We start from the raw sequence: 18843 nt of genomic DNA, 5'->3' as shown, positions 1-18843 counted from the left end.
CGTGACGGTGCTTTCACGGCCGGGCCGTCCGGGGCGGCGGCCCGGTTCCCGGCGGTGGCGGCCGACGACGGCGCGGGGCCGCCGTGCGCCCGTCCCACGACCGTGGGGGGATCTCCCCCCTGGATCCCCCTGGATCCCCCGTGGCCCCCGTGGTGGTGCGTCCGGGCACTTCGACCGTAGGGCGCCGCGGTTGCCCGGCGCCCCGGGAGGCGGCCTAGGGACTTCCCCGGTCCGCGTCCTGCGGGCTGCGGCCCGGCCGGCTGCGGTCGAGGCGGGCGGCGAGGCGGGTGCGGGAGTCGACGCCGAGCTTGGCGTAGATGCGGCCGAGGTGGTACTCGACGGTCTTCACGCTGATGACGAGTTCGCGGGCGACCTGCCGGTTGGTGAGCCCCGCGGTGACGTGCCGGGCGACGGCCAGCTCCTGCGGGGTGAGCAGCGCGGCGGCGCCCGCGCCGCGTTCCCGGCGCTCGCCGGGGTCGATGCCGCAGGCCGCCAACTCCCTTTCGCAGCGCTCCAGATCGGGCCGTGCCGCGAGCCGGGCGAGGAGGTCGCGGGCCGTGCCGAGCTGCTCGGCGGCGCGGGTCCGTTTCCCGGTGCGGCGCAGGAAGGCGCCGTACGCGAGGTGGGCGTGGGCCCGGTCGAAGGGGGCCGCGACGTGCGGGGCCTGTTTGAGCGCGGCGCGGTAGGCCCGGTCGGCGGCGGGGTTGTCCCCGCGGGCCGCTTCCAGGGTGCCGCGGGCGCGGGCGGCGCGCAGCAGGGCGCCGTGGTGGCCGCGCCGGACGGCGATCACCTCGTACGGGGCGAGGGCCGCGGCGGCGCGCCGGTCCTCGCCGAGTGCGCTCCAGGCGTCGGCGAGCAGGTCCCGCCACGGGGTCGGTCCGGGCTCCTCGATGTCGCCGCGGCGGGCGAGCCCCGGCAGCGGCTCCAGGGCGAGGGCGACCTCCTCGTGGCGGCCGCGGGCGCGGGCGAGGTGGGCCTCGGCGAGCGCGGACCACAGGACGGGCTGGGCGTGGCCGAGGCGCGCGTATTCGGCGACGACCCGGGCGTGCGCCTCGGCCTTGGCGAACTCTCCCCGGGCGCTGTGGAGTTGGGCTGCCAGCATGCGGCAGTACAGGGCGATGTGCGGCTGGTCGGTGTCGGCGGCCAGGGTGAGGGCCTGGTCGGTGTGGGCCAGGGCGTCGTCCCAGGCGCCGATGCCGTGTTCGGCGGAGGCCAGGCACGTCGCGGTGACGACGCGGAACGAGGCGGCGCGGCTCCGGCTGCTCGCGTGGACGGCGGTCAGGTCCTGTACGGCGCCGGGGAGATCGCCCGTGATCTCGCGCAGGGTGCCGCGGCCGAGGAGTTCCTCCAGCTGGGCGGGGGTGGCGACGGCCGGGTCGGGCAGCGGGCCGAGCCCGTCGAGGGCCGCCGCCGCGCCGCCGCTCATCGCCAGGCCGCTCAGCCGCAGGTACCGGATCATGTCGGTGGCGGTGTCCTGCGGGGCGAGCCGCAGCGCGGTCTCCGCCCATTCGGCCATCTCGGCGCCGCGTGCCGTGCTCCCGCACAGGGCGGCGAACTGTCCGGCGACGCGGGCGCCGAGGACGGGTTCGCGGGCCGGGTCGCAGCGGCGCCAGGCGTCCCGGAGCAGGGCCTCGGCCCGGCCGAGGTCGAACAGGAGCAGCCGTCCGAGCAGATAGCTCCGCCAGCCGCTCGGTGCGAACTCGGCTATGTGCGCGGCGACTTCGGCGACGTCCGGGATGTCGCCGGCGAGCAGCCCGCACTCCACGGACTCCAGGGTGAATCGTTCGCGGCGGTCCGGGCGTGCGCTGAGCCGGGCGGCGTCGGCGAGGTGGCGCGCCGCGCACGCCCAGGCTCCGTCGGCGGCGAACTCCCGTCCTGCTGTGGCCAGTTCGTCGGCGAGCCGGTCGTCGGTGCCGGTGGCGGCGAGGGCCCGGTGCCGGAGGGCGGCCGCGCGGTCCGGGACGGTGCCGGCCGCGGCGCCGTGGAGTGCGGCGCGGCGGGCGGGGCCCAGGCGGTGGTAGACGGCGGCGTGCACCAAGGGGTGCGGGAAGCGGATCCCGTCGGTGCCGGGCCGGACGTCGAGGAGGCCGTTGTCGACGGCCTCCTCCCATGCAGCCAGCGCCGTCGTGGAGGGCCGGTCCGCCGCCGGTCGCGGGGCGGAGGCGGCCGGGCCCGGCGGTTCCCCGAAGGCGATCCGCGCCGCCGCCGTGAGGGTGCAGTGCGCGCCCAGGACGGCTGCCGCGCTGACGAGTCGCTCCGTCGGGGCGCCGCAGGCCGCGAGGCGGTCCAGGACCAGGGCCGTGAACGACTTCGGGGCCGGGGGTGTGACGTCGGGGCGTTCCAGCGCGTCGACCAGCGCCGGGCCCTCCTGGTCGAGGAGGGCGAGGACGTGCAGCGGGTTCCCGGAGGTGTGCGCGTGCAGGCGGGTCGCGGCCCGGGCGGTGAGCCGCAGGCCCTTCGCCCGGGCGGCCAGCCGGCGCAGCTCGCCGGGGTCGAGCCCGCCGAGCCCGACCCGTACGCAGCCGGCCGACGTGAACAGTCGCCGCACCCCTTCCGGGACCCCGCCGTGCTGCACGTCGCGGGCCACCACCAGCGCGACGACCCGGTCGGCCCGCAGCCGGCGCACGGCGAACGCGAAGGCGGTGAGCGACGCCGGATCGGCCCACTGCGCGTCGTCGACGACCAGCGCCACGGCGCCCGCGTCCCCGGCCTCCTGCGCCTCGTCGACCGCTTCGAGGAGCGCGGCCCCGGCCTCGACCGGATCGGTCCACGCCCGCCCGGCGCGTCCGCCGAGCAACTGCTCCACCACGCCGAACGCGAGGCCGGTCTCGGCCTCCTCGCCGCTCGCGTGCAGCACGTGGGGCATGTCGCCGAGGAAGCGATGCACCAGCGCCGTCTTGCCGACACCGGCCGCGCCCTCGATCAGCACCCGCTGCGGCGCCCCGAGTCCGGCGGCGCCGCGCGCGCGTTCCAGCACGGCCAGCGCGTCCCCGCGCCCGACGAACCGCTCGGCCTCCACCTCTTCAAGCTAGCGCTCCGCGAGGGCACCCGGCCATCGGCGGCGGGGCCGCGGGGCGCGATGGGCCGCCACGTCTTCGCGGCCCGCCGCTCAGGACGCCCCGTAGACGCTTCCCGGGGTCTCGGCGCGGGCCAGCAGTTCCCGTGCCGCGCCGCCCGCTCCCGCCGGGGTCCACCGCTCGGCCTTGTCGACGGTCGGCCCGGGCCGCCACCCCTCCATCACCGTGATGCGGCCGCCCTCCACCTCGAAGACCCGGCCGGTCACCCCGTCACTGGCCGCCCCGGACCCGAGCCACACCACCAGCGGCGACACGTTCTCCGGCGCCATCGCGTCGAACTCCCCGCCCCCCGGGGCGGCCATCGTCCCGGCGAACGCGGTCTCGGTCATCCGGGTCCGCGCGGCCGGCGCGATCGCGTTGACCTGCACCCCGTACCGCCCCATCTCGGCGGCGGCCACCAGCGTCAGCCCGAGGATCCCGGCCTTGGCCGCGCTGTAGTTGCCCTGCCCGACCGACCCCAACAGACCCGCTCCGGACGAGGTGTTGACGACCCTGGCCGTCACCGTCCGGCCCGCCTTCGCCTCGGCCCGCCAGTACGCGGCGGCCTGCTGGAGCGGCAGGAAGTGCCCCTTGAGGTGGACCCGCATCACGGCGTCCCAGTCGTCCTCGGCCAGGTTCACCAGCATCCGGTCCCGCAGGAACCCGGCGTTGTTCACCAGCGTGTCGAGCCGCCCGTACGTGTCGACGGCCGCGGCGACGAGGGACGCGGCGCCCTCCGAGGTGGCGATGTCGGCCCCGTGCGCCGTCGCCTCGCCGCCCGACGCCCGTATCTCCTCGACGACGTGAGCGGCGGGACTGTCCGGCGCGGGCGCTCCGTCGAGGCCCACCCCGAGGTCGTTCACGACGACCTTCGCGCCTTCGGCCGCGTAGGCGAGGGCGTGCGCGCGCCCCAGCCCGCGTCCGGCGCCGGTGACGGCCACCACCCGCCCCGCGCACAGTCCGCCGCCGACCGGCTTCGCGTCCGTCATCTCACGCCTCCTTGTTGACCGTTGCCGCATCCAGGAACGCGGGGCGTTCGCCGCCGCCGTGCACGAGCAGGCTCGCCCCGGTGATGTACGCCGCCGCGTCCGACGCCAGGAACACCGCGGCGTCGCCGATCTCGCGGGGCTCGGCGAGCCGGCCCAGCGGCACCGTGGCGCCCACCGCCGCGATGCCGTCGTCGTCGCCGTAGTGCAGCGCGGAGAGTTCCGTGCGCACCATGCCGAGCACGAGGGTGTTGACCCGGATGTCCGGCGCCCATTCCACGGCCATGGACCGCGCCAGGTTCTCCAGGCCCGCCTTCGCCGCCCCGTACGCCGCCGAGCCCGGCGAGGGGCGCGTCCCGCTGACGCTGCCGATCATCACGATCGAGCCGCGCGCCGCCGCGAGCCGTTCGCGGGCGGCGAGCGAGGCGGTGAGCGGCGCCGTCAGGTTCAGTTCGATCACGCGGGCGTGGCGCTCGGCGTCCGTGTCGCCGAGCAGCCGGTACGGCGTGCCTCCCGCGTTGTTCACCAGCACGTCCACCCGGTCGAGCCCCGCGAACACCTCCCCCACGGCCACGGTGTCGCGCAGGTCGACGGGGACGAACTCGCAGCCGTCCAAGGCATCTTCGGGCGGCCGGCGGGCACAGACCAGCACCCGCGCCCCGGCCCGCACGAACGCGCCCGCGATCCCCGCCCCCACCCCCCGGGTGCCGCCCGTGACGACGACGACCCTCCCGCTCAGGTCCGGCCCCTGCCCCATGCCCCCTCCTCCTGACCCTCCCGGTCTTCTGGGCCCTTCCCGGCCCGTTCCGCAGGCCTCGGCCGCCTGCTACCGTCGAGCGCGATCGCGTACCAAACAAACGTTAGGTGGAAAGGTAGCCGAACCCCTCGTTCGCCGCCACCACCCCGCTCCTGAAGCCCTCCACAAGGGAGTTCACGTATGCCAGGCACGCACAGCACCGCCCTGTCCCGCCGGACCCTGATCGGTGCCGCGCTCGGCACGGCCGCCGCGGCGGCGGTCGCCCCGGCCGCCGCCGCCCTGTCCGGCACACCGCCGATCCGGCACATCCCGCTGCAGGGCGCGGTGAACGTCCGCGACATCGGCGGCCACCGCACGCCCGGCGGCCGGGTCCGCCACGGGCTCGTCTACCGCGCCGACGCGCTGAGCAAGCTCACGGACGCCGATCTGACGACGCTGGGCGAACTGGGACTGCGTCATGCCGTGGACTTCCGGGTGCCGTTGGAGGTGCAGTACGACGGCGCGGACCGACTGCCCGCGGGCGTGGCCGGCATCTCCCGCCCGGTCACCGACAACGGGCTGTACGCGCAGATCCTCGCCGCCATCGGCTCCGGCGACCCGGCCCGGCAGGAGGAGATGCTGGGGAACGGGAAAGCGGCGGCGTTCATGCGGAGCGTGTACCCGATGTTCGTCTCCAGCGCCGACAACCGCGGGCGGTTCGCGGCCACCCTGCACGACATCGCGTACGGCGGCCGGGACGCGCTCCTGTACCACTGCACGTCCGGCAAGGACCGCACCGGCTGGACGACCTACGTGCTGCTGCGCCTGCTCGGCGTGCCCGAACGCGCCGCCGTGGCCGACTACTTGGCGTCCAACACCTTCCGCGCCGCCTACGACGCGCGGCTCCGCGAGAGCCTGCGGCAGTCCGGTGCGATGCGGAACCCGGATCTGCTGATCCCGCTCCAGGAAGTGCGCACCGACTACCTCGCGGCGGCCCTCGGCCAGGTGCGCCGCGAGTACGGCGGTCTGCGGCGGTACGCGGCCGAGGGCCTCGGGGTCGACCGGCGTACGGCCGGGCTGCTGCGGGCCCGGCTCGTGCACTGACCCGGACGCCCGGCGTCACTTGCCCTCGTGTGCGCTCCAACTCCTAATGTCCCGGGCATGACCAGCAGCACGCGACAACACAGGATCGGCAGCGGGTTCGGGGCGCACAGCACGGCGGCCGAGGTCGTCGCCGGGATCGATCTCACCGGGCGGACGGCCCTCGTCACCGGCGGCTACTCGGGCCTCGGCCTGGAGACGACCCGCGCGCTCGCCGCGGCGGGAGCCCGCGTCATCGTGCCGGCGCGCCGCCCGGACCAGGCGCGCGAGGCCCTGCGCGGTATCGGGGGCACGGAGGTGGCCGCGCTCGACCTGTCGGACCTGGAGAGCGTCCGCGCCTGCACCGACCGCCTCCTCGACTCGGGCCGCACCCTGGACCTCGTCATCACCAACGCCGGGGTCATGGCGGCCCCCGAGACCCGGGTGGGACCCGGCCTGGAGTACCAGTTCGCGACGAACCACCTGGGCCACTTCGCCCTGGTGAACCGGCTGCGCCCGGCGCTGTCCCCGCACGGTGCGCGCGTCGTCGCCCTCTCGTCCTCCGGCCACTTCCTGACCGGCATCCGCTGGCACGACCTCGACTTCCGTACGGGCTACGACCGCTGGCTCGCCTACGGTCAGGCCAAGACGGCCAACGCCCTGTTCGCGCTGCACCTGGACCGGCTCGGCGCGGCGAGCGGTCTGCGTGCGTACGCCGTGCACCCGGGGTCGATCCTGACCCCGCTGCAACGGCACATTCCGCGCGAGGAGTGGGCCGGGCGCGGCTGGGTCACGGAGACGGGCGCGCCCCGGCCCGGTTTCAAGACGCCGGAGCAGGGCGCGGCGACCACCGTCTGGGCGGCCACCGCGCCGGTGCTGGACGGGTACGGCGGCGCGTACTGCCAGGACTGCGACCTGGCCGAGTCCGTGCCGGACACCGCCGAGGACATGCTCGTCGGCGGGGTCAAGTCCTGGGCGCGGGACCCGGAGGCGGCGGCCCGGCTGTGGTCGCTGTCGGCGGACCTGACCGGCGTGGACGCCTTCGCCTGACCGGGCCCGCGTTCGAGCGCCAGGGCCTGTCCGGCGGATCGTGTCGCGGGCACGGGGCCCGGCACGCCGACCAGCACGGGCCACCCGGACGCGGCCTGACCCGCCGGACAGCCCCTAGGCCGCGGCCCTGCGGGGACCGCGCGGGCCGTGGCCACGGCGGTTGCCGCCGGCCGTGGAGCCGTTCGCCGCGCCGGTGCCCGAGCGGCGCCGGCCGCCGGACGCACCCTGAGAGGAACGCTGGCCGCCCTGCGCGGACCGCTGGCCGCCCTGCGAGGAGCGCTGCCCCTCGCCGCCCGCGGCACGGCCCGCGCCGCTGCCGCCGTTGCCCGAGCCACCGCCGCGCGAGCGGCGCGAACGGCGCGGCTTGGCGGCGGCCGCGGGGGCGGTGGGCTCCGGGACGGCGATGGTCACGGCCACACCGGAGGGCTCGCGCGCCCCGGTGATCGCCACCAGCTCCTCGTCCGTGGACCGGACCTGGGTGGTGCGGGGCTGCACCTTGGCGTCCCGCATCAGGCGCTGCACGTCGCGCTTCTGCTCGGGCAGCACGAGCGTGACGACGCTGCCGGACTCGCCGGCGCGGGCCGTACGGCCGCCGCGGTGCAGGTAGTCCTTGTGCTCGGTGGGCGGGTCGACGTTGACGACCAGGTCGAGGTCGTCGACGTGGATGCCGCGCGCGGCGACGTTCGTGGCGACCAGCGCGGTGACCCGGCCGTCCTTGAACTGCTCCAGGGTGCGGTTGCGCTGCGGCTGGCTGCGGCCGCCGTGCAGCGGCGCGGCGAGCACGCCGCTGGCCAGCAGGCGCTTGGCGAGCCGGTCGGCGGAGCGCTTGGTGTCGACGAAGAGGATGACGCGTCCTTCACGGGCGGCGATGCGCGCGGTGACGGCCTTCTTGTCGGTCTCGTCGAGCAGGTGCAGGACGTGGTGCTCCATCGTCGTGACGGCGCCTGCGGACGGGTCGACCGAGTGCACGACGGGGTCGGTGAGGAACTGCCGCACCAGCCGGTCCACGTTCCGGTCGAGGGTCGCCGAGAACAGCATCGTCTGGCCGCCCGGCGCGACCTGCTTCAGCAGCGCGGTGACCTGCGGCATGAAGCCCATGTCGGCCATCTGGTCGGCCTCGTCGAGGACCGTGATCCGGACCTGGTCGAGGGCGCAGTCGCCGCGCTCGATGAGGTCCTTCAGACGCCCGGGGGTGGCGACGACGACCTCGGCACCGCGGCGCAGCTGGCCGGCCTGCCGGGAGATCGACATGCCGCCGACGACGGTGGCCAGGCGCAGCCGGAGCGCGCCGGCGTACGGGGTGAGGGCGTCGGTGACCTGCTGGGCGAGCTCGCGCGTGGGGACGAGGACGAGCGCCAGCGGGGTCTTCGGCTCGGCCTTGGCGCCGGCGGTGCGGGCGAGCAGCGCGAGGCCGAAGGCGAGGGTCTTGCCGGAGCCGGTGCGGCCGCGGCCGAGCAGGTCCCGGCCGGCGATCGAGTTGGGCAGCGTCGCGGCCTGGATCGGGAAGGGCTCGGTGACGCCCTGCTCGCCCAGGGTCTTCAACAGGGCGGCGGGCATGTCGAGTTCGGCGAAGCTGTCGACCGGGGGCAGCGCGGGAGTGGTGTTCTCCGGCATGGTGAACTCGCGCGGCGGCGTGGGCTGTTGCCTGCGCTGCTGCTCGGGGGCGCGGCGCCTTCCGGCCCCGGCGGGACGGGGGGAACGCTGGCGGGACGGGCGGGACGAGCTGGCCATGCGGCATGCCTTCCGGGGACTCCGGGGGTGGGGACAGCATGAGCCGGGGCCCGCACCGTGAAGGTGCGGACCCCGGCCCGGTGATGCTCGATCAGGCGGGGAGGATGTTCTCCGCCTGCGGGCCCTTCTGGCCCTGCGTCACGTCGAACGTGACCTTCTGGCCCTCCTGGAGCTCACGGAAGCCCGAGGTGGCGATGTTCGAGTAGTGGGCGAAGACGTCGGCGCCGCCGCCGTCCTGCTCGATGAAGCCGAAGCCCTTTTCCGAGTTGAACCACTTCACGGTACCGGTGGCCATGTAATTCTCCTTGAAACAGGTAGCAGCCCCCCATTCCGAGAATGCCCCGGCAAAACAATAATGCGCCTGAGGAACATTCCCGTCAGGCGCACATAAAGTCTATGGGTACCAAAACTGCAACACGGAGACCTTAGCACGCCCTCTCACCGGGCCGCGATTCCGTCCAGGACCATGGACAGGTACTGGCGGGCGATCTCCTCGGGGCTGTGCTGTCCGCCGGGCCGGTACCAGGAGGCGGCCACCCAGACGGTGTCGCGCACGAACCGGTACGTGAGGCGGATGTCGAGGTCGGCGCGGAACACCTGGTCCGCGACGCCGCGCTCCAGGGTCGTCAGCCACGTCTTCTCGAACCTGCGCTGGGACTCGGCGAGGAACTCGAACCGCTCCTGCACGGCGAGCTGCCTGGCCTCCTTCTGGTAGATCGCGACGGCGGCGCGGTGCCGGTCGATCTCCCGGAAGGACTCGGTGACGAGGGCCTCCAGGGTCTGCCGGGGGCCGGGCTCGGCATCGAGGACGGCGTCGTAGCCGGACCACAGCTCGTCGAGGAAGGTGCGCAGGATCTCCTCCAGCATCGATTCCTTGGAGTCGAAGTGGTAGTAGAGGCTGCCCGCGAGCATGCCCGCCTCGTCGGCGATCTTACGGACGGTGGTGGCGTTGTAACCCTGGGCGGCGAAGACCTCGGCGGCGGTGGCCAGGATCTCGCGGCGCCGCTCGGGCGACGCGGCGGCCTTCGCCGACGGGGGCTTCTTGGTCACCTGGGGCTCCTTGTTCGTGGGCACGCCCCCATTGTGGTCCGTCGGCGCGGCGAGCAGCCCCGGCCCCTCCTGGCGGCGCCGCGGGCGTGCCCCGGTCATGGCGCGAGGCGCGTCACACTCCGCCGACGACGGCGACGGGCCCCGTCGCGTACAGGTCCACGGCGCCGTCCGCGGTCACGAGGGCGGCGTCGTGGCGGCCGAGCGTCCGCCCCGCCACCTGCGCGCCCGCCTCGGTGAGGGCGACGACGAGCGAGGGGCCCGGCGCGAGGGGCAGCCGGCCGCGGACGACGGCGACGGACGGGGGCTGGGCGAGGGCGTCGCGCCGCCACATGACGTTGAAGTTGACGACGGGCCCGCCGAGCAGCCGGCAGCCGGTGGGCACGTCGCCCGCGAAGTCCCTTGGTTCGTAAGGGGAGTCGACGAGGGTGGCGGCGGCGCCGACGGTCAGTTCCATGCCGTCGCCCTCGACCATGGTGAGCGTCCGGTCGACGCCGGGGAACGCGGAGAACGGCCCGTCGGCGGCCACCTCCGCGAGACTGACCCGCCAGCGGAAGTCGCCCGTGCCCGCGCCCTGCGGGGCTCCGGCGATCTCGCGGGTGACTCCGCCGCCGTTCTTCCAGGCGACGGCGGTGCGGTCGGCGGCGGGCAGCAGGCGTACGGCGGTGTCGATCATGAGCGCCGAGGGTACGCCGGGCGCACCCGCTCCGACCAGGCCCGCCGGGGGTGGCTATGTTGTTCGCCGCCCTACGTTGATGACCTCAGGAGCCGGCCGTGGAGCCCACCTCTCAGTCCGCCACGACGCCGACGTGCTACCGGCACGCCGGCACCGAGACGCACATCGGCTGCGTCCGCTGTGAACGGCCCATATGCCCGGCCTGCATGCGCGAGGCGTCCGTCGGGTTCCACTGTCCGGAGTGCGTGCGCGAGGGGAGCCGCTCGGTGCGGCAGGCCCGCACGGTGGCCGGCGGCCGGATATCGGCCGTGCCGCTGGTGACGTACGCGCTCATCGCGGTGAACGTCCTCGCCTACCTGGGCGAGGTGATCAGCCCCGGCATCGTCGAGCGGCTGCAGATGCTGGGCCAGGGCCTGGTCGGCCCCGACGGCGCGCGCTACGTCTTCCAGGACAGCTACCCCTCGGACTTCCACGCGGACGGGGTGGCCGCGGGCGAGTGGTACCGGCTGCTGACCGGCGCGTTCCTTCATATGCCGCCCACCGAGGGCGTGTTCGGGGTCCTGCACATCGCCCTGAACATGTGGTCGCTGTGGAACCTCGGCCGGATCGTCGAGTCCCAGCTGGGCCGCGTCCGCTATCTCGCGCTCTATCTGGTGTCCGCGCTCGGCAGCTCGGTCGTCGTCCTGCTGATCGCGCCGGACACCCCGACGGTCGGCGCGTCCGGCGCGGTCTTCGGGCTCGGTGCGGCGTACTACGTGATCGCGCGGCGGATCGGTGCGGACATGCGCCAGGTCAACCAGTTCATGGCGTACTTCCTGCTGTGGATGCTGATCTCGGCCGGGTTCACGTCGTGGCAGGGGCATCTGGGCGGCCTGCTCACCGGCGGCCTGGTGACGGTGGGGCTCGTGTACGCGCCGCGGGAGCGGCGGGGGCCGGTGCAAGGAGTGGTGTGCGGGGCGGTGGTGGTGCTGCTGGTGGCGCTGGCCGCCCTGAAGGTGGCGGCGCTCGCCTAGCGCGAGCGGTGCGGGGTCCACAACTCGGCCGTGACGGCGGCCGCTTACCCTGTCCCGCATGAAGCGCGCAGGCTGTCTGGTCCTCTCGTTCCTCGCCGTGGCCCCTGTCGCCACGGCGGCGGTCTTCTTCCTGTCCCCCGACGGCAAGAACGACGACGCGTCCGGCGGCCCCGGGACGTCGGCGACGGCGTCCGCGCAGCCCGGTCAGGTCGGCAAGTCGGCCGCGGAGCGCAAGGCCGACGACGAGCTGATCGCGGACCTGCCGCCCGGCCTCGCCGCCCCCGCCAAGAAGGAACTCGCGCAGCAGATCGTCGCCAGCGCCGAGAACTCCACGCTCGACTGGCGCGGCCAGTACGGCTACATCGAGGACATCGGCGACGGCCAGGGCTACACGGCGGGCATCATCGGCTTCTGCACCGGCACCCACGACCTGCTCACCCTGGTCGAGCGCTACACCGAGGCGCACCCGGACAACGGCCTGGCCCGCTACCTGCCCGCCCTGCGCAAGGTCGACGGCTCGGACTCGCACGAGGGCCTCGACCCCGGGTTCACCGAGGCCTGGAAGGCGGAGGCGAAGGTGGCGGCCTTCCGCAGGGCCGAGGACGAGGAGCGCGACCGGGTCTACTTCGACCCGGCGGTCCGCCTCGCCAAACTCGACGGCCTCGGCACGCTCGGCCAGTTCGTGTACTACGACGCGATGGTCTTCCACGGCCCGGGCACGGGCCCCACCGGCTTCTACGGCCTGCGCGAGGCCGCGATCAAGGAGGCCGACACCCCGTCGCAGGGCGGCGGCGAGAAGGCGTACCTGGACATCTTCCTGGACCTCCGGCGCAAGGCGATGAAGGAGCGGAAGCAGGACATCGACACCTCGCGCGTCGACACGGCCCAGCGGCAGTTCCTCTACGACGGGAACCTGTCGCTGAAGACGCCGTTGACGTGGCAGGTCTATGGAGAAACGTTCCGGGTGCCGTAGCCCCCCGTAGCCCCCGGCCCCGGACGCACCGCGACGCCCGCCCAGGCGTCCGGTCGGGGACAGTTAGGGCGAGCGTCGCGCTCAGTTCCGTACGCCGTTGTACGGGACGTTCAGGGACGGGGCGTCACACCATGAGGGCGCGGTCCGTCGGGCGGATCGGCGCCGGGAGTTCCGAGGCGCCGGTCAGGAAGCGGTCCACGCCGCGGGCGGCCGAGCGGCCCTCCGCGATGGCCCACACGATGAGCGACTGGCCGCGGCCCGCGTCACCGGCGACGAAGACGCCGGGGACGTTGGTCTGGAAGTCGCCGTCGCGGGCGATGTTGCCGCGCTCGTCGAGGTCCAGGCCGAACTGGGAGACGAGGCCGTTCTCCTGGTCGGTGCCGGTGAAGCCCATCGCGAGGGTGACCAGCTGGGCGGGGATCTTGCGCTCCGTGCCCGGCTTCGGCGTCAGCTTGCCGTCGATGAACTCGACCTCGGTGAGGTGCAGCCACTGGACGTTGCCGTCCTCGTCGCCCTCGAAGTGGGTGGTGGAGACGGAGTAGACCCGCTCGCCGCCCTCCTCGTGCGCGCTCGTGACCTTGTAGAGCATGGGGAAGGTGGGCCAGGGCTGACCCGCGTTCCGCTCGTCGCCGGGGCGCGGCATGATCTCCAGCTGCGTGACCGAGGCCGCGCCCTGGCGGTGGGCGGTGCCCACGCAGTCCGCGCCGGTGTCGCCGCCGCCGATGACGACGACGTGCTTGCCCTCGGCGGTGATGGGGGGCTGCACGAAGTCGCCCTCCTGCACCTTGTTGGAGAGCGGCAGGTACTCCATCGCGAAGTGGATGCCGTTCAGCTCACGGCCCGGGACCGGCAGGTCGCGGGAGATCGTGGCGCCGGCGGCGACGACCACGGCGTCGTAGCGCTTGCGCAGCTTGGCGGCGTCGAGGTCACGGCCGATCTCCACGCCCGTACGGAACTTGGTGCCCTCCGCGCGCATCTGCTCGATGCGGCGGTTGATGTGGCGCTTCTCCATCTTGAACTCGGGGATGCCGTAGCGGAGGAGTCCTCCGATGCGGTCCGCGCGCTCGTAGACGGCGACCGTGTGACCGGCCCGCGTCAGCTGCTGGGCGGCGGCCAGGCCCGCCGGGCCCGAGCCGATGACCGCGACCGTCTTGCCGGAGAGCCGCTCCGGGGCCTGGGGCGCGACGTCGCCGCGGTCCCACGCCTGGTCGATGATCGACACCTCGACGTTCTTGATGGTGACGGCCGGCTGGTTGATGCCGAGCACGCACGCCGACTCGCACGGAGCCGGGCACAGGCGGCCGGTGAACTCCGGGAAGTTGTTCGTGGCGTGCAGCCGCTCCTGCGCCGCCGACCAGTCCTCGCGGTACGCGAAGTCGTTCCACTCGGGGATCAGGTTCCCCAGCGGACAGCCGTTGTGGCAGAACGGGATGCCGCAGTCCATGCAGCGCGAGGCCTGCTTGCTGATGATGGGGAGCAGCGAGCCGGGAACGTAGACCTCGTTCCAGTCCTGCACGCGCTCGCCGACGGGACGCGTCCTGGCGACTTCGCGCCCGTGGTTGAGAAAGCCCTTGGGATCAGCCATTGGTCGCCGCCTCCATCATCTTCTCGGTGATCTCGGTCTCGGAGAGACCGTCTCGCTCGGCGGCGTCCTTGGCGGCGAGCACTGCCTTGTACGTGCTGGGGATGATCTTGCTGAAGCGGGCCACCGAGGCGTCCCAGTCGGCGAGCAGCTTCTCGGCGACCGTGGAGCCGGTCTCCTCCACGTGGCGGCGCACGACGTCGTGCAGCCACTGCTTGTCGGTGTCGTCCAGGGCCTCGACCGCGGACTGGCTCGCGCCGTTCACGTTGTCGGTGTCCAGGTCGATGACGTACGCGATGCCGCCCGACATGCCGGCCGCGAAGTTGCGGCCCGTCTCGCCGAGGACCACCGCGTGACCGCCGGTCATGTACTCGCAGCCGTGGTCGCCCACGCCCTCCGAGACGACCGTGGCACCGGAGTTGCGGACGCAGAAGCGCTCGCCGGTGCGGCCGCGCAGGAACAGCTCGCCGCCCGTCGCGCCGTACGCGATGGTGTTGCCGGCGATCGTCGAGTACTCGGCGAGGTGGTCGGCGCCGCGGTCCGGGCGGACCACGATGCGGCCGCCGGACAGGCCCTTGCCGACGTAGTCGTTGGCGTCGCCCTCCAGGCGCAGCGTGACACCGCGCGGCACGAACGCGCCGAACGACTGGCCCGCCGAGCCGGTGAAGGTGATGTCGATGGTGTCGTCGGGCAGGCCCGCGCCACCGAACTTCTTCGTCACCTCGTGGCCGAGCATGGTGCCGACCGTGCGGTTGATGTTGCGGATGGCGACCTGGGCGCGCACCGGCTGGGCGTCGGCCTGGTCCTGGGCCGCGAGGGCGTCGGCGGCGAGCTTGATCAGCTCGTTGTCGAGCGCCTTCTCCAGGCCGTGGTCCTGCGTGATCAGCTGGTGGCGGACGGCGCCCTCGGGCAGGTCCGGGACGTGGAACAGCGGCTCCAGGTCGAGGCCCTGCGCCTTCCAGTGGTTCACCGCCCGCTCGGTGTCGAGGAGTTCGGCGTGGCCGACGGCCTCCTCGATGGAGCGGAAGCCCAGCTCCGCGAGGAGCTCGCGGACCTCTTCGGCGATGAACTCGAAGAAGTTCACGACGAACTCGGGCTTGCCGGAGAACCGGTCGCGCAGCGTCGGGTTCTGGGTGGCGATGCCGACCGGGCAGGTGTCCAGGTGGCAGACGCGCATCATGACGCAGCCGGAGACGACGAGCGGCGCGGTCGCGAAACCGAACTCCTCGGCGCCGAGGAGCGCGGCGATCAGCACATCGCGGCCGGTCTTCAGCTGGCCGTCGGTCTGCACGACGATGCGGTCGCGCAGGCCGTTGAGCAGCAGGGTCTGCTGGGTCTCGGCGAGGCCGAGCTCCCAGGGGCCACCGGCGTGCTTGAGCGAGGTGAGCGGGGACGCGCCCGTGCCGCCGTCGTGGCCGGAGATGAGGACGACGTCCGCGTGCGCCTTGGAGACACCCGCGGCGACCGTGCCGACACCGACCTCGGAGACCAGCTTCACGTGGATGCGGGCCGCCGGGTTGGCGTTCTTGAGGTCGTGGATCAGCTGAGCCAGGTCCTCGATGGAGTAGATGTCGTGGTGCGGCGGCGGGGAGATCAGGCCCACGCCCGGCGTCGAGTGACGCGTCTTGGCGACCCACGGGTAGACCTTGTGGCCGGGCAGCTGACCGCCCTCACCGGGCTTGGCGCCCTGGGCCATCTTGATCTGGATGTCGTCGGCGTTGACCAGGTACTCGGACGTGACGCCGAAGCGGCCGGAGGCGACCTGCTTGATCGAGGAGCGGCGCGCCGGGTCGTACAGACGGTCCGGGTCCTCGCCGCCCTCACCGGTGTTGGACTTGCCGCCCAGCTGGTTCATGGCGATGGCGAGGGTCTCGTGGGCCTCGCGCGAGATGGAGCCGTAGGACATGGCGCCGGTCGAGAACCGCTTGACGATCTCGGAGACGGGCTCGACCTCGTCGATCGAGATCGGCTGCCGGCCCTCGGACTTGAAGTTGAACAGGCCGCGCAGCGTCATCAGCCGCTCGGACTGCTCGTTCACCCGGTCCGTGTACTTCTTGAAGATGTCGTAGCGGCGCGAGCGCGTGGCGTGCTGGAGGCGGAAGACCGTCTCCGGGTCGAACAGGTGCGGCTCGCCCTCGCGGCGCCACTGGTACTCGCCGCCGATCTCCAGGGCGCGGTGCGCCGGGGCGATGCCGGAGGCCGGGTAGGCCTTGGCGTGGCGGGCGGCGACCTCCTGGGCGATGACGTCCAGGCCGGCGCCGCCGATCTTGGTGGCCGTGCCGTTGAAGTACTTCTCGACGAAGGCCTCGTCGAGGCCGACGGCCTCGAAGACCTGGGCGCCGCGGTAGGAGGCGACGGTCGAGATGCCCATCTTGGACATGACCTTGAGGACGCCCTTGCCGAGCGCGTAGATCAGGTTGCGGATCGCGCCCTCGGCCTCGCCGTTCTCGTCGCCCGACAGGAACGTGCCGGCGCGGACCAGGTCCTCGACCGACTCCATGGCCAGGTACGGGTTGACGGCCGCGGCGCCGAAGCCGATCAGCAGGGCGACGTGGTGGACCTCGCGCACGTCACCGGCCTCGACCAGCAGGCCGACCTCGGTGCGCTCCTTGGTGCGGATGAGGTGGTGGTGCACGGCGGCGGTGAGCAGCAGCGACGGGATCGGCGCGTGCTCGGCGTCGGAGTGCCGGTCGGACAGGACGATCAGGCGGGCACCGGCGTCGATGGCCGCGTCGGCCTCGGCGCAGATCTCCTCGATCCGGGCGGCGAGGGCGTCGCCGCCGCCGCTCACCCGGTACAGGCCGGACAGGGTCGCGGCCTTCATGCCGGGCATGTCGCCGTCGGCGTTGATGTGGATGAGCTTGGCCAGCTCGTCGTTGTCGATCACCGGGAACGGCAGGGTGACCGAACGGCACGACGCGGCGGTCGGCTCCAGCAGGTTGCCCTGCGGGCCCAGCGAGGAGCGCAGCGAGGTGACGAGCTCCTCGCGGATCGCGTCCAGCGGCGGGTTCGTGACCTGCGCGAACAGCTGGGTGAAGTAGTCGAAGAGCAGGCGCGGGCGCTGCGAGAGGGCCGCGATCGGGGTGTCCGTGCCCATCGAGCCGATCGGCTCGGCGCCGGTCTTGGCCATCGGCGCGACGAGGATGCGGAGCTCCTCCTCGGTGTAGCCGAAGGTCTGCTGGCGGCGCGTGACGGAGGCGTGCGTGTGCACGATGTGCTCGCGCTCGGGCAGGTCGGAGAGCTCGATCTCGCCGGCTTCCAGCCAGTCGCCGTAGGGGTGCTCGGCGGCGAGGCCGGCCTTGATCTCGTCGTCCTCGATGATGCGGTGCTCGGCGGTGTCGACGAGGAACATGCGGCCGGGCTGCAGCCGGCCCTTGCGGACGACCTTCGCCGGGTCGATGTCGAGGACGCCGACCTCGGAGCCGAGGACGACGAGGCCGTCGTCGGTGACCCAGTAGCGGCCGGGGCGCAGGCCGTTGCGGTCGAGAACGGCGCCGACCTGGGTGCCGTCGGTGAAGGTGACACAGGCCGGGCCGTCCCAGGGCTCCATCATCGTGGAGTGGTACTGGTAGAAGGCGCGCCGGTCGGCGTCCATGGAGTCGTGGTTCTCCCACGCCTCCGGGATCATCATCAGGACGCTGTGCGGAAGCGAACGGCCGCCGAGGTGCAGCAGCTCCAGGACCTCGTCGAACGAGGCGGAGTCGGAGGCGTCCGGCGTACAGATCGGGAAGATCCGCTCCAGCTTCTCCGAGCCGAACAGCTCGGAGGCGAGCTGGGACTCGCGGGCGCGCATCCAGTTGCGGTTGCCCTTCACGGTGTTGATCTCACCGTTGTGGGCGACGAAGCGGTAGGGGTGCGCGAGCGGCCACGACGGGAACGTGTTCGTGGAGAAGCGCGAGTGGACGAGCGCGACGGCCGAGGCGAAGCGGCGGTCGGACAGGTCCGGGAAGAAGGGCTCCAGCTGGCCGGTGGTCAGCATGCCCTTGTAGACGATGGTGCGGGCGGAGAGCGACGGGAAGTACACGCCGGCCTCGCGCTCGGCGCGCTTGCGCAGGACGAAGGCCTTGCGGTCCAGCGCGATGTCCTTCGCGGCACCGTCCGCGTCCGCCACGAAGATCTGCCGGAAGACCGGCATCGTCGAGCGGGCGGTGGCGCCGAGCAGCTGCGGGGCGACGGGGACCTCACGCCACCCGAGGACGTTCAGGCCCTCTTCACCGGCGATGGTCTCGAGCTGCGAGACGAAGGACTCGGTGTCGTTCTCCGGCAGGAAGGCGATACCGACGGCGTACGCACCGGCGTCGGGCAGGTCGAAGTCGACCGACTCGCGCAGGAAGGCGTCCGGAACCTGGGACAGGATGCCCGCGCCGTCACCCGAGTCGGGCTCGGAGCCGGTGGCACCGCGGTGCTCCAGGTTGCGCAGAACTGTGAGCGCCTGCTCGACCAGCGTGTGGCTCGCCTCACCGGTGAGGGTGGCCACGAAGCCGACGCCGCAGGCGTCGTGCTCGTTGCGCGGGTCGTACATGCCCTGGGCGGCAGGGCGAGCATCCATGTGCGACCAGTTCTGGCCGTTCGCGGAATGCTGGGACGGCTGGCGCGGCGTACGCATCGGCTCTCCCGTCGTCGTCGTGGCATTTTTCAAGTGCCGAGGGACGACGTTGGCCCTCTGCGGAGGTACTGCTGATGTACTGCAAAGTTCATGCTGCTGCAAAATTTCGTGCAGGTTACATGATGGAACGATTCTCAGGAAGCGGATAGTTCGTTCCAACATGCGGACACCGCGGGTGGCGGCGGAAGGGGGCCCTGGGGACAGATCAGTGACCGGGGGGCCGATGTGCCGATGCGCGTCGCGGGCCTCATTGCCCACAGCGCTTACGGCTCATGCCCCGTGGTCAAGTACTCGAAACCGTCCAGTA

At 73.2% G+C, this 18843-nt stretch carries 13 protein-coding genes; 4 read left to right on the top strand and 9 right to left on the bottom strand.

Annotated features, from left to right (window positions below):
• Nucleotides 1–214 precede the first annotated feature (214 nt).
• The 3 genes from ACQUQD_RS30195 to ACQUQD_RS30185 all read right to left on the bottom strand — a co-directional run bounded on the left by ACQUQD_RS30195 (nucleotide 215) and on the right by ACQUQD_RS30185 (nucleotide 4799).
• Complete coding sequence (locus ACQUQD_RS30195; protein WP_428955309.1) at nucleotides 215–3019, bottom strand: LuxR C-terminal-related transcriptional regulator; 2805 nt, start codon at nucleotides 3017–3019, stop codon at nucleotides 215–217.
• Between the two features lie 90 nt (nucleotides 3020–3109).
• Complete coding sequence (locus ACQUQD_RS30190; RefSeq protein WP_428955308.1) at nucleotides 3110–4045, bottom strand: SDR family oxidoreductase; 936 nt, start codon at nucleotides 4043–4045, stop codon at nucleotides 3110–3112.
• 1 nt (nucleotide 4046) lies between these two features.
• Nucleotides 4047–4799, bottom strand: a complete 753-nt coding sequence (locus ACQUQD_RS30185) for an SDR family oxidoreductase (protein WP_428955307.1) — start codon at nucleotides 4797–4799, stop codon at nucleotides 4047–4049.
• Nucleotides 4800–4979: 180 nt separating this feature from the next.
• On the opposite strand from ACQUQD_RS30185, the gene ACQUQD_RS30180 reads away from it, so the two are divergent.
• Together ACQUQD_RS30180 and ACQUQD_RS30175 are read left to right on the top strand one after the other, a co-directional pair.
• Nucleotides 4980–5882 carry a tyrosine-protein phosphatase gene (locus tag ACQUQD_RS30180; RefSeq protein WP_428955306.1) on the top strand — a complete coding sequence of 301 codons (903 nt, stop codon included), beginning with the start codon at nucleotides 4980–4982 and terminating at the stop codon, nucleotides 5880–5882.
• 57 nt (nucleotides 5883–5939) lie between these two features.
• Complete coding sequence (locus ACQUQD_RS30175) at nucleotides 5940–6908, top strand: SDR family NAD(P)-dependent oxidoreductase (RefSeq protein WP_428955305.1); 969 nt, start codon at nucleotides 5940–5942, stop codon at nucleotides 6906–6908.
• 114 nt (nucleotides 6909–7022) lie between these two features.
• Here the strand turns inward: ACQUQD_RS30175 and ACQUQD_RS30170 are convergent, their stop codons facing one another.
• From ACQUQD_RS30170 to ACQUQD_RS30155, 4 genes are all read right to left on the bottom strand, one after another.
• On the bottom strand, nucleotides 7023–8639 hold the full coding sequence (locus ACQUQD_RS30170) for a DEAD/DEAH box helicase (protein WP_428955304.1): 1617 nt from the start codon (nucleotides 8637–8639) through the stop codon (nucleotides 7023–7025).
• A 91-nt stretch (nucleotides 8640–8730) separates the two neighbouring features.
• The gene (locus ACQUQD_RS30165; protein ID WP_005318814.1) at nucleotides 8731–8934 is read right to left on the bottom strand and encodes a cold-shock protein; all 204 of its coding nucleotides are present in this window, start codon (nucleotides 8932–8934) and stop codon (nucleotides 8731–8733) included.
• A 143-nt stretch (nucleotides 8935–9077) separates the two neighbouring features.
• Nucleotides 9078–9713, bottom strand: coding sequence for a TetR/AcrR family transcriptional regulator (locus ACQUQD_RS30160; protein ID WP_428955303.1), 636 nt, complete (start codon nucleotides 9711–9713; stop codon nucleotides 9078–9080).
• A gap of 88 nt (nucleotides 9714–9801) precedes the next feature.
• Entirely contained in the window at nucleotides 9802–10362 is a 561-nt protein-coding gene (locus ACQUQD_RS30155) for a HutD/Ves family protein (protein ID WP_428955302.1), read from the bottom strand.
• 98 nt (nucleotides 10363–10460) lie between these two features.
• On the opposite strand from ACQUQD_RS30155, the gene ACQUQD_RS30150 reads away from it, so the two are divergent.
• Together ACQUQD_RS30150 and ACQUQD_RS30145 are read left to right on the top strand one after the other, a co-directional pair.
• A complete protein-coding gene (locus ACQUQD_RS30150) occupies nucleotides 10461–11375 on the top strand; it encodes a rhomboid family intramembrane serine protease (protein ID WP_428955301.1) in 915 nt (304 codons plus the stop codon).
• A 58-nt stretch (nucleotides 11376–11433) separates the two neighbouring features.
• Nucleotides 11434–12348 carry a chitosanase gene (locus tag ACQUQD_RS30145; protein ID WP_428955300.1) on the top strand — a complete coding sequence of 305 codons (915 nt, stop codon included), beginning with the start codon at nucleotides 11434–11436 and terminating at the stop codon, nucleotides 12346–12348.
• Between the two features lie 124 nt (nucleotides 12349–12472).
• Here the strand turns inward: ACQUQD_RS30145 and ACQUQD_RS30140 are convergent, their stop codons facing one another.
• Together ACQUQD_RS30140 and gltB are read right to left on the bottom strand one after the other, a co-directional pair.
• Nucleotides 12473–13933: a glutamate synthase subunit beta gene (locus ACQUQD_RS30140; protein WP_428955299.1), complete on the bottom strand. Its 1461-nt coding sequence runs from the start codon at nucleotides 13931–13933 to the stop codon at nucleotides 12473–12475.
• A complete protein-coding gene (gene gltB, locus ACQUQD_RS30135; RefSeq protein ID WP_428955298.1) occupies nucleotides 13926–18536 on the bottom strand; it encodes a glutamate synthase large subunit in 4611 nt (1536 codons plus the stop codon). The genes ACQUQD_RS30140 and gltB overlap by 8 nt, the downstream gene beginning before the upstream one ends.
• Nucleotides 18537–18843: the final 307 nt, after the last annotated feature.

Origin of the sequence: Streptomyces sp. cg35 (genome assembly GCF_050410835.1) — a bacterium.
In the GTDB taxonomy this organism is placed as follows: domain Bacteria; phylum Actinomycetota; class Actinomycetes; order Streptomycetales; family Streptomycetaceae; genus Streptomyces.
Note: the sequence above shows the minus strand (reverse complement) of the source record. Positions and strands in the feature narration are given on the sequence as shown.